General features: G+C 47.9%; 6 protein-coding genes and 1 pseudogene. 1 reads left to right on the forward strand and 6 read right to left on the reverse strand.

What is annotated here, in order from left to right; translation table 11 throughout:
• Positions 1 to 22: 22 nt before the first annotated feature.
• From NST84_RS22310 to NST84_RS22330, 5 genes and pseudogenes are all read right to left on the reverse strand, one after another.
• Positions 23 to 2,466, reverse strand: a pseudogene (locus NST84_RS22310) (helix-turn-helix domain-containing protein).
• A gap of 152 nt (positions 2,467 to 2,618) precedes the next feature.
• Positions 2,619 to 3,350 carry an NAD(P)-binding domain-containing protein gene (locus NST84_RS22315; RefSeq protein ID WP_342562331.1) on the reverse strand — a complete coding sequence of 244 codons (732 nt, stop codon included), beginning with the start codon at positions 3,348 to 3,350 and terminating at the stop codon, positions 2,619 to 2,621.
• A 66-nt stretch (positions 3,351 to 3,416) separates the two neighbouring features.
• Positions 3,417 to 3,842: a MarR family transcriptional regulator gene (locus NST84_RS22320; RefSeq protein WP_342562332.1), complete on the reverse strand. Its 426-nt coding sequence runs from the start codon at positions 3,840 to 3,842 to the stop codon at positions 3,417 to 3,419.
• A gap of 84 nt (positions 3,843 to 3,926) precedes the next feature.
• Positions 3,927 to 4,667, reverse strand: a complete 741-nt coding sequence (gene nfsA, locus NST84_RS22325) for an oxygen-insensitive NADPH nitroreductase (protein WP_342562333.1) — start codon at positions 4,665 to 4,667, stop codon at positions 3,927 to 3,929.
• A gap of 127 nt (positions 4,668 to 4,794) precedes the next feature.
• The gene (locus NST84_RS22330; RefSeq protein WP_342562334.1) at positions 4,795 to 5,763 is read right to left on the reverse strand and encodes a nitronate monooxygenase; all 969 of its coding nucleotides are present in this window, start codon (positions 5,761 to 5,763) and stop codon (positions 4,795 to 4,797) included.
• 230 nt (positions 5,764 to 5,993) lie between these two features.
• On the opposite strand from NST84_RS22330, the gene NST84_RS22335 reads away from it, so the two are divergent.
• On the forward strand, positions 5,994 to 6,362 hold the full coding sequence (locus NST84_RS22335; protein WP_342562335.1) for a helix-turn-helix domain-containing protein: 369 nt from the start codon (positions 5,994 to 5,996) through the stop codon (positions 6,360 to 6,362).
• A gap of 189 nt (positions 6,363 to 6,551) precedes the next feature.
• Here NST84_RS22335 and NST84_RS22340 read toward each other — a convergent pair whose 3' ends face one another.
• Positions 6,552 to 12,371, reverse strand: coding sequence for a GH32 C-terminal domain-containing protein (locus NST84_RS22340; protein WP_342562336.1), 5,820 nt, complete (start codon positions 12,369 to 12,371; stop codon positions 6,552 to 6,554).
• Positions 12,372 to 12,420: the final 49 nt, after the last annotated feature.

Here is a 12,420-nt window from a genome sequence, read left to right on the forward strand (position 1 = left end):
TGTTTGCGCGGTGTATTTTCAATTAAAACTGCCTTTCGAGCTGGAGCAGCAGCACCCCATGGGGCGGGAGTACAATCTCTTTGCGCCAGCTTTCCTGCTCAACAAGCTCTGTCCGGATGACCGGACCGCTTCTGCTGTTTAAATACTGAATTTCCTCCTGCGTTAAAAAATCAGGCGCGCCCATAGTCATCCATTCATCAAATACCGAACCATGCTCCCGGTCCAGCTGATAGCTGGTGCATTTATAGGGCCCTGTGAGCCGGGTTAGCGTGATTTCAAAGGCTTTGCTGCCTTTTTCCTCAAATACATCATAACGGGTGGAGCCTGATAGCTCCGACCAGTCTCCGCTCGCAAACAGCTGATCCACATGGACGTAGTGATAGAACAGGAACTGCAGGCTTCCGTCGCTTTTCCGGGTAAACGCATAACCATCCCCCTGCATCAGCAGCTCGTCACCCAGCTTCTGCATCAGTTCAAACGCGTAACATCCGGGCTTCTTCAACCCGTCGCGGCTGATCAGGCCAAAGCCTCCATAGAACGGGGAAGCGGGAACGACGCTTTCTTCAAAAACATCGGTAAAGGACCAGTAGGCCATCGCCTCCACGTCCCCGATCGTATTCATCGTCTGGTAGATGACAAACGGGGCCATAAACATCGTATCATGCAGCAGATTCCGGTCGTACAGCGAAAAATTCCATTCGGTAATATGAAGCTCAACGTCACTGTAGGAGGCCGCCTTCATTTTTTGCCGCACACGGTCAATGCTTTCCTTAAAAAATGCCGGGGGCATGATCCGGGTCAAACGGCCTTCTTCCGTTTTTAGCTTGGGGTACTCCGAATAAATATGGAACGAAAAGAAATCGAGCGGCAGTAAGCTAAAAAGTCCTCAGCCCAGGTATCGTTCCAGATCGAGCCGTACCCCATGGCGGGCCCCCCTGTCCTCAGCTCCGGCAGCACTGATTTAATCGCATGAACGGTGGATTCGTAAAAAGCGAAGTACTCTTCTTTGCTGCCTGCCCAGCAGACCCCTGCCAGATCCGGCTCGTTCCACACTTCAAAATACCACTGCTTCACCTCATCCGCGCCGTAACGGTTCAGACAATGCCGGATGAAGGCCCTGACCAGCGCTTCCCACTTGGCGGGATCAGACGGCGGACTGATATTGCCTCTCCACCAGAACAGCGTTTCCCTGGACCTCGCCAGCTGTCCCGGCATGAAGCTCAATTCAACAAACGGCCGGACTCCCTGCTCCAGAAGGAAATCATACAGCTTGTCCACATAAGACCAGTTATAGACCGGTGTGCCGTCGTCATTTTCACTGTATACCATCATCTCATCATTAAAAATGCCGTGAAACCGGATATACCGGAACGGGATGCTTCCCTTCAAGGCAGACAGCTGCTTCCGCCAATCCTCGCGCAGACCTTCTACGGCTCTTCCGGCCGTCGTGGTGATGTTCCAGTGCTTTTTATAAAATGCCGGTGTCTGGTCTGCACGAACCTCAATCCGCTCGGGGGCAGCCGCAAGAGCCGCTGACAGCGGAACACCGGACTGACCGGTATCCGTTTTGACGTCCAGATAGCGGTACAATGAACCTATGGCATTCATCGTGTCCATCTCATAATAGTCCCCGCTTGAGGATTCCTCATATGTTTTGGGCTTGCGGTTCAGGTTCAGCCGGTGCGGCTCCGGTGCGAGCGAAGCCTCCCGGTAGGAACCCGGCGTGCAGCCGTATTTTTCCTTGAAATACTTGTTGAACAGCTTCACGTTGGCAAATCCGCAATCCAGGGCAATTTCGGAGATGGTCTTATCGGTTTCCGCCAGCTGAAGCTGGGCCTTTTCCAGACGGATAAGCGTCAAATACTTTTGAAAGGGAATTCCGATTTTGTCCGTGAAGAAGTGGGAAAAATAATGCAGGCTTAAATGCTCGGAGTCCGCCATATCCTGCAGCGTAATCTTTTCATTATAGTGGCGGTCGATGTATGTGAGGACACTGTTCAGTCTTTTATAATCGTTATCCTTGCTTCCTTCTGCCACCGCCGGATTCGTCCCGTCCGAAAAATATCGCAGCAGGCATCCGCATAACATCTGTAATCTGCCTGTCGTGTAGCTGTGATAACCCGGAGATTTCTTGTTAATCTCCCAGACCATTTGCGCAAGATTGTGCTTGATGCTGTGCAGCCGCGATGGGTCCTGCCCGGAATGACCGGCAGAGTTGCAGGAGATGAACGCATTATTATGCAGCAGCTCAGGGCCGAACTGCAGGGTTAGCAGCACATTATCCTGATGGGTCCGCTCAATCTTATGAACCGACATACTGTTTATCACGAGAATATCATCTTCCTGGAGCGTATATTGCTTCTGGTCCAGATACATGTTAATCGAGCCGTGGAGAACATACAGGATCTCAACTTCCTTATGCCAATGAAAATCAATATGCTGCACGGAATTCACGAAGAGCTTCATCGGCAGATCGTCCTGATGCTGAATAAATTCGTATAGATAGCGAATCGTCTGCTCCCCCCTTCATACCGCTTATTATAGACATATCGATTTTAAGTTATCAATATGAGGGGGTATTCCAGCGGCTATTTGCAGCCTGCGGATCCATTCCTGAATCAGGATTGATATATTTCTCTGTTTAGATTAACTACTTCTATATGTGAGTATCTGCTTGTAGCCGCCGATAAGATTTCAATCACTTTATCCCGTAAAGATGGGGCTTTTTCTTTGTTTGCTTTTTTTAATGCCTCGCTTAGTTCTTCCTTGGTTAGTTCCGTGCAGTATGCCGGGGTTCCTGGCTGTTGTCTCCATGAATCAATTAATGAACCACTATCTACTGCATCGAACCCTAGTTCATTGGCCAGATTCATGATTTTTTGCTTTTGGTGCAGATCATTACCGGCAATCGCTGTGGCAATACGTCCGTTACTGCCTTCCGGAGTACCTTTATGTTCTAAGGTAAAGGCTAATAAATTATTGAAAGCTTTAATAATTGACCTGCCTAATTGATTTGATACCCAGACACTTTCAACCATCCCGTTCTCAATTTCTTCAATTTCACCGCTCATTTGAGGATAATAATTTGATGTATCAACAACAATTACTTCCTCCTCAAGTTTATCTACAATGTTGCGAATGCTTGGCAATGCGTGGAAAGGGATCGATATGATAAGTACATCGATATTGGTAATTGCTTCTTCGATACTCACAGGTGTTCCTGTGAGTTTCTTTCCTTCCAAACGTTCAATGCCGCGGGCATCTGCAATCTTAACATCATGCCCATTCTCAACCAGTTTTCGAGAAATATTTGACCCGATTGGCCCTGCACCTATAATTCCAAATCTCATTTTTAGTCCTCCTAAGTATTATCCTGTTTAATATTTAGCATGCTAATTATATTCACAAAAAGAAACTTAAAATAAGTTTCTTTCCAGCCGCTTCAAAAGCTCTCTCAAAAGCAAGCGTTCTTCCGGTAAAACGGAATGTAGTAATTTATCCTGCTCCTGTCTCCATTTGATATCTACCGGTTCTTCTAATTCTTTACCCTTATCTGTAAGAAAAATCCGCATTACCCTCGCATCCTGCTCATCACGCTTACGGTAAATAAATCCGTTTTGCTCCAGTGACTTAACCATGTTTGTTACTGTTGGGGGTTCACAATTTAGATGTTCGCGTATTTGCATTTGTGTAATCCCATCACCTAGCCACAACCGGTAAAGTAATTTCTCCTGGCCTACATACAGGTTAAGCTCCCTTAGAGACTCACTATAATCCCGGCGCATTTGGGAAGAAATCCGGTCTAACGACTGACGAATATCGCAATCAACCTTATCATTCATAGTCTACCCTCAACTTGTAAAGTATATTTAGCGGACTAACTATAACATGGTGAAATTGAGGTGTCCATCTCTCTGAATGGCTTCTTATTTGTTGGCATATCCTTGCTTGTTTAAATACTCCAGCATTTCGGGCAGGATACTTCTTTGAAGATGATCCCGGATGTGCTCACTCCACCCTTTTACTTTTTTCACGGTGAATGGAGCTTTAACAGGACGGCCCTCATAATACTTCAGCATGGTTTCATCATAGACGGCTAATTGCTCTTTATCGAGTGGCTGATACTGGTTTTCAAATAATACCATGGATTGAGGCAACCGAGGCTTCAGCTCAGATTTATCTCCGTACGGAACACCGATACATAATCCCACCAACGGAATCACATACTTAGGCAATTTTAACTCTTCAGATAATTCATTGATATTTAATTTAACCCCGCCTATAAAAACGCCGCCAAGTCCCATAGATTCTGCAGCCGTTAACGCATTTTGTGCCATTAACCCGGCATCAAGTGAACCAATTTGCAGAAATTCAATATATTCAATATCAACATCGGGGGCAATCTGATGATTCCGGTTGAAATCAGAACAGAAAATCCAAAACTCTGCTGCTTCTTCAATGTAAGGCTGATTACCACAGAGATACATCACCTTTTTACGAAGATCCAGATCAGTGATTCTGATGATCGAAACGGCCTGCAGAAGGCTGAAGGAAGAGGTTTGATTAGCCGCCTTAAAGATTGCCTCCAGTTGTTCCTCTGTCAGGGGTTGGTTTGTATACGAACGAACGGAGGTGTGATTTTGAAGCAATTCAAGCGTATTATTCAATGGGTAGGCTCCTTTGCTAGTTATGTCATAATAATCTTTAGCTTACTAACTATTTGCTGATGTTTGTATGAATTAATAACCTCGTCTCCATCATCTTGCTCATACGTTTGATTTGCAAAGAAGGCAATTACTTAATACCTGTTGCCAACTCATTAACCACTTCTTGTACAGTTTGGATCTTCTTGATTGGCGTAATTCCAGTACCAACAGTGATGATTCCACCTTCACCGTTACCTTCAAGCATACCGATACGGATTACACTAGAGCTACCCCCAATCTTAGCAATTTCTTCACGGGATGCGCCCTGGTTGTCCATAGCCACCAGTTTTTCTGCAAATGGTGTAGGCAATGAACGGTAGTACGCTGGTAAAGTACGGTACAGCAACAAATCTGTTGCGGATGAATCCACTATCCTTTGCTTTACTGATTGTGCTGCCGGGTTCTCGACAGTAGGAATAAAACGGCTCCCTAGAAAGACACCTTCTGCCCCTAATTCAAAGGCACTTGCAACACCGCGGGCATCACCAATACCACCGGCAGCGATTACTGGAATATCAAGCACATCAACAATAATAGGAGTTATTGTAAAAGTACCAATGACACTTGTCGGCAATGTCCCCCCCTCATCAAATCCAGTAACAACATAAACATCAACACCCATAGCTTGAGCAGCCTTTGCATCTTCGATCGTTGGCGTTAGAGGACGGTAGACAATCTTAATGCCTGCTTCCTTCAATGGGGTAATGATCTTTTCAGTTAGGGTTCCTTCAACGCCATTAAGAAGAACAACATGTATTCCTTCTTCAATAACAACTTCCAAAATTGGCCAAGTGAACTTCATATCTGTATCAGTAATTAAAGTTGTCCCAAAGGGTTTATCCGTCAGTTCCTTTGTCTTACGAATCTCACGACGCATACGTTCTGCGGTTTCCTCTGGAGAGGTTGTAATTGTCGTTTGGCCGGCATTAGGACCAAGAATCCCTAAACCACCCGCATTACTTACGGCAGCAACAAATTCAGCATTTGTGATCCAACTCATAGGTCCTTGTAAAATGGGTTTTTCAATTCCAAGAATATCTGCTACACGATTTTTCATTATTTACATCCTCTCTTCTTAGCACCGTATATTGAATATAGCCTTAAACAACTTGATTGGTCTCCTTTGCGAGTTATGTTACAATAATCATTAGCTTGCTAATTAAATAATATTATTTGTACTGATTTGCGGCTTTGACACCATCATACGTTCATACATTTGATTTGAAAAGAAGGCAATTTAAATGAACATTGTACATATTTTTGTACTTATAGACTGGGAGCGAGATCATGAGGGTATGTAATGGCGGATTTGAAAAAGAGTTTATTGATGATAACAGGAATATGTATGCAATAGCCTTTACGCAAAATGTGCTTTCAGGGCGCTGGAAATATTTCATTATCTGGTTTTTGGAAGGGGAAACCCGCCGTTTTACCGAGATAAAAAAATTCTTGGGCGGCTTATCGCAAGGCTCGCTCACAAAGCAGCTTAAAGAATTGGAGAACGACGGGGTAATTAAACGCGATGTGTATTCGGAAGTACCGCCGCGGGTCGAATATTCGCTGACAGAGAAGGGAGTTAAGTTGCTGCCTGTACTTAAACAGATGGAGGCATTTGGCAAAGAATACGGGGAGAAACCTGAACGCGGGAAAGGTTAGTAAAAGAAGAAGCCGTCCCATTTGCAGGTTTCTCTGCAGATGAGACAGCTATAAAGAGATTACAGCACCGGAAATCCCGGAATCAGTGTAACGTACATTCTGGCATTCATCGCCTCTTCTCTGCCGACATAATACCGCAAAGGTTCTCGGTTAATAAACACCTTAAGCTTATATTCCCATTCTGCTGCATTAACGCTCCTTCTGCTCCTCAATCCTTTCAAGCAATAGCGAAATGACCTGCGCACTTTCTGCACGGATGACTTCCTCATGCGGCATAAACAATTGATTTCCGCGGCCGCTGATTAATCCGAGCTCCTGTGCAGCAGCGACTGCATCCGCAGCCCAGCTGCTGATGTGATCCGCATCCCTAAAGCTGCTTAACCGGTTAACGGCAGCATTCCGGCCTGTATGAAACAGATACGCTTTGTAGATCATGGCCGCCATTTCTTCCCGGCTTACGGATTCCTCCGGTGCAAAAGTATCCGCGCTTCTGCCTGTTATAATCCCATTCTCATAAGCGGCTGTAATGGAAGAAGCGTACCATTTTGCTGAATCCACATCCTTAAATATCGCTGTGTTGGCAGATTTTATACTCAGTGCCCGGGTAATCAGGGCAGCAAATTCTGCCCGGCTCACGTTTTGCTTTGGTGCGAACGCTGTTTCACTGATACCCGAGACCATTTGTCTGGCCGCCATCTTTTTAATCACATCATGAGCCCAATACGATGCATTCACATCTTCGAATGTTTTGTCGTAGGTAAGAACCGCAAATGTACTGAAATGACTCACCTTTGCTGTCCATTTACCGTCCGAACGGTTGCCGCCCATGTACTCCAGGCTGCCGTCATCAGCGATGTAGTAGATGCCAGTCAGATCCCGTTGGGAATTCTCATTGGCACTCAGTCTTATTGTGACAGGCTGGGAGAACTTCTTCAGCTCAAGCACTGTTCCATCGGCCTTCACGATAGATAATTTGAAGTCATAGACCTCTCCGGCTGCGGAGACAGCTGCTTGATTCTTACTTTCTGCCCGGTCAAGCAGCTCCCTGCCCAGCTGCGGAGATAATACCCCCATTTGGAAAGAGATCTGCGACTGTTCCAATCCGCTGCCGGTAACCAGCGCCTGTAATTCCTTTAAAACCTCCGCAGGAACTTCAATCTCCACATCTGAATGCTTAACCTTTAGGGCATTCTTCCCGTCATTTGCCGCCAGCTTGACCGGAAACAACACCTGCCGTTCACCTTTGGCCAGTTCGAAATTTAAGCTGCTCTGGCTATCCGGCATGCTTCCAGGGATCACAGGATTACCCGGCGGACTGGTTGGAACGGGAGGAGTTGGGTCAGTTGGGTCAGTTGGGTCAGTTGGGTCAGTCGGGTCTGTTGGGTCTGTTGGGTCTGTCGGGTCAGTTGGGTCAGTTGGGTCTGTCGGGTCAGTTGGGTCAGTTGGGTCTGTCGGGTCAGTTGGGTCAATTGGGTCTACACCGTTCTGCACCTTAACCGGTACATTGAAATCATCGACGTTAATATGTCCGAACCCGCCTGTGGATTGGTCAACAACCTTAATGTACAGTTCCTCGCCGATATACGCTGATGCATCCCAGATCTTCCGCTGATATTCCTCATAATTGGTGGCCGTCTCTTTAAACAGCTCCTTGCCGTCCGATGCCCGGACCAGTGTGACGTATAGCTTATCAATATCACGCCCGCCGCTGACCAGGAAATTGAGCTTGCCGTTTCCGCCAAGGATGAAATTCTGTGATTTCAGCGTGCCCGTTAAGCTGTCGCCGCCAGCCTCCTCATTGAAGCCCCACAAATGATAGCCGCCCGGTATTTTATGTGAAGGATTGAAATAGATTGTGTCCCAGAAAAACCGGGCATCCGTCACATGGATATCCTGGAAGGCCTCCCCTTCCGTAATCCAGCCCGTCAAGTCGCCTGTGGCAAAATCATGGTTGGGCAGATCCGTAATATCGGTGTATACGGAGTTGTCCCAGTTGTCAGGTACATAGACCGGAGCTGCTGGTTCACCTGTCAAAGCATTCATCTCCCATACTTCCATCGACTTGACCGTAACATCGTTATCGGCCCAGACCTGCAGACCCAAGGAATCGTATCTGCCTACATAGACGCGGGTAGTCAGCTTTTTCTTATTATTGGCAAAGGCTTCAACTACCGAACGGTCCAGGAAAATGTGTAGCTTCAGGTTCTCTCCGTCAAGCTCTACATGTCCGCCCTGAATCCCATCCACCCGGACATCCGGATCGATACTGCTCTTGGTCCGGTCTACATTAAATGTATTATCGCTCTTGTCATAGTAAATCAGTGTTTCTTCCTGGCCGTTGTCAGAGCGCCGCACTTTAAGGCCGAATTTCTGGGCTTCGCCCGGATCGATCTCCATGACGATTTCCAGCATGTCGCCTTTGACATTGTGGATCAATTGATTGGCAGCAGCCAAATTTTTGTCCGAGAAATCAACCACCTTATCTCCTCGCAGACTCTTTAATTCCTCAATAGGCTCAATGCGCAATTCATCGTGCTCATCCAGGCTCAGTGAAACCGGCAGCGCCAGGTTATGCGCCCATCCGGCCTGATATTCCGCCTGCGGTGTTCTTACATTCTGCACCATGGAGAACACGACTGTTCTTCCGTCAGGGGTGACCATCCCGCTCTCTGCGGTTAAATAGCCGTCGCCTACATCCATTTTGGACGGTGCCTCCTGGTCAGGTATAAATTTGAAGTGGTGCCGGTCCCAGGTTCCAATCCAGTAAAAAACCTCAACATCCCGTTGCACATCATTCGCCGGCAGAACGTGCTCCGGCTTTTCATGGGGATTAATCATGAAAATATATTTCTGGTTGCCGGTACTATCTTTGCCTAACGGCAGCAGCACCGGCAGTTCCCATACTGTTCCAAGCTCCGGATACAAGCTTCTGTCACTGACATAAAGCGGTCCTTTATACTCCCAGTTGTACATATCATCGGATACGTAGACCAAAGCGGTGCCGCTGCTAAAGTCTTTAAGACCGGAGGTTACCAGCTGATACCACTTATCCGTCTCTTGGTCATACCATACAAACGGGTCTCTGAATTCGTTATGAATGCCGTTTCCGTTTTGCTCTGTTACCGGTTCAGGATATTTCACCCACTCCTCCAAGTTAGGGTCCGATAAATCAGCCGGGGTTGCCAGTCCTGTTCTTTGGTTCGGTGATAGAGAGTCATTGCCCGCGGTATAGAACAAGACAGGATTACCGTCACGGTCATAAGCTGCGCTGCCTGACCATGCACCGTCCGGATCAAGCGTGCCTGCCTCAGGTGCAAGTGCAGGCCTCACATTTTCCCAGTGCACCATATCGTCACTTACCCAATGTCCCCAGTGGATTTGATGCCAGAACGGACCTTGCGGGTTATGCTGATAGAATAAATGATACTTACTGTTAAAATAAATCGGTGCGTGCGCTTCGTTCATCCAGTTCTGCGGCGGCATTGCATGGTACTGGGGACGGTGCTGATCCCCGTCAAACACACCCGGGTATTCATCAATATCACCGTCTGGAATGTCCGGAACCGCACCGCCGTGAAGCGTCTTCACATTTTCATACTCGGCCAGAATCTCTTGACCCGTGAGCGCCTTGTTCTGCAGCTTCACTTCATCGATAAGTCCGCTGAACATGTTGTAGGAGAACAATCCCACAAACTCAGCAGATCTGTTATTTTTTCCGATAATCAGGTTCTCCGTTGACGGTGTGATCGGAATGCTGACAGGGGTTGCCTGAGATGCTACTTCCTGACCATTCAGGTAGAGCTTAATCATTCCGGCTTCTTTGTCGAAGGTGGCCGCCACATAATTCCATTTGTATTTTTCAAGCGGATGATCCTTAACCCATACCTGAATCCACTGTCCGCCTATTCCCGCCTGCATCGACCATGTGCCATGCCGGAACATGCCAAGCGCGAAGCCTTCCGCCTTATCCTGATCGGACTGATTCACAATGGCAGACAGCTTATTCCCGTCTCCCCATTCATAGCTGCGCGGAGCAACCCAGGCTTCGACCGTCAGCGCGTCGCTTACGGAAATGGTATCCTTCGCGTTAACCTCAATATCATTCGAATATCCGTCAAACAGCAGGGCACCGCCCTTTACTCCGCGCGGAGTCCAGCTCGGATCTTTGGAGTCCATGTACCTGGCGCTATTAAACACATAGTTGACATCGTGTTCAAGATTGCTTACTTGCTCAAGTGCCTTCTTGCCCGCACCTTCATCAAAATTCATATAGAAGATGTTGCCCGTACTGTTTGCCTGGAAAGCATCAACGGCAATCCGGGACTGATCAGACGAGTCGATAACCTTGATATAAAGGCTCTTGTTGTAGTACTTATGCACATTCCAGGTAATTTGTTGATTTACGATGGCATTCCCGGTCTTTTCAAGCAGATCGTCAGTTCCGGCATCGTACAATCCTACGTAGGCACTCTCCGGATTCACAATGTCTACAACCTTAAAGCTAATCGTCCCGGTTCCCTGAAGCGTGAAGGCGCTTGAGGTAATAGAGCCCTGTCCCTGGAGGGAGGATTTGGCATAAAAGTTGCCCTCTTTACCTGCGTGAGCTTCATCCGTTACTTGAAAAGCCTCCCCAGTAGCCGTCCAGCCCTCAAAGTTGCCTGTCTCAAAACTGCGATTCGTAATTTCAGTCGGAATGATGTTGCCGGCCATTACCCCTTCTTCCGGCACGCTCTCGTTAAAGCTCTGGAAGTCATCCGCAAAAATCACTCCCCAATCCGAGACTGCATGATCAACAATTTCCAGATACAGTTTTTTGCCGGTATATTTGGACAGGTCCGCTTTGTACAGCTCCATATTGGCAAGCCTCATGTCCTGCGCCGGGTCCGGGAACCCGGATTCGTTAAATTCGCTGTTCCCGTATCTGGCAATCAGGTTTCCGGTATCGGCATCGACAACACTCACATAGGCTTGATCTGTATGCTTGCCTCCGCCCAGCCTAAAGGTTATCCAGCCTGTTCCTCCCAGCTCAAAGGTGCTGGAACGAAGGACTCCCGTCGCAGCTTCGGGATATTTCCAGCCGTTTAGATGATAAGTGCCCTCCTGATTGTACGGGATTTGTTCAGCCCACCAGGTAGTTTCATCTGATACGCTCTCTGGCCCGAACGCTTCGCCTTCCACCACGGTCCATCCTGTAAGATCGCCGGTTTCAAAGCCGGGATTCTGGAATTGATACCGCTGGAAATCCGGCTTAATATCTTTAGCAACAGTGCCGCCGGCAGGCTCTGATTCATGGTACATGTTAAAGGCATCTGCAAAAATCAAACCCCAATCCGCAGTTGCATTATCGACGATCTCTACATACAGCTTCTCTCCCAAATGTCCGGAAAGATCGGCCTTATACTGCTCCATATTGGCAAGCCGCATGCCCTGGGCGGGGTTCGGGAAGCCCACGTCGGCGAATGTGCTGTTGCCGTACCTGGCAACCACCTGTCCCGTATCCGCCTCTACAATATTTACATAGACCTTATCCGGATTTTTGCCGCCGCCAAGCTTGAAGCTGATCCACCCGCTGCCGCCCAGCTCGAAGCTGCCGGACCGCAGCACGCCTGTAGCAGCCTCGTCATATTTCCAGCCGTTTAAATGATAAGTACCCTCCTGGTTATACGGGATTTGTTCCGCCCACCAGGTGGATTCCACGGATACACTATCCGGACCAAACGCGTTTCCTCTAATTACAGTCCATCCCGTCAAGTCTCCGGTTTCAAAGCCCGGATTCACAAGTTCATAGACCGCATCCGTAACGGACGAGCTCCCTTCCAGCTTGGGTGCCTGATAGACTGAACCGGTAACGGACAGTCCCGGAGCCGGGCTTGATGCCGCAGCCTCCCCGCCTTCCTTCTCAACCCCGGCTGCGGCTGTGCCTTGAATACCTGGGGCCGCAAGCTGCAGAACCATAACCCCTGCAACTATTTTGGAAATCCAGGATGTATTTCGGTTAGCTTTCCTCATTAACAAGCCTCCTTCATTATGTTCGATTAAATGAAGCGCTTACAAACAA

The sequence above is a fragment of the Paenibacillus sp. FSL R7-0345 genome, assembly GCF_038595055.1.
GTDB lineage: Bacteria > Bacillota > Bacilli > Paenibacillales > Paenibacillaceae > Paenibacillus_AQ.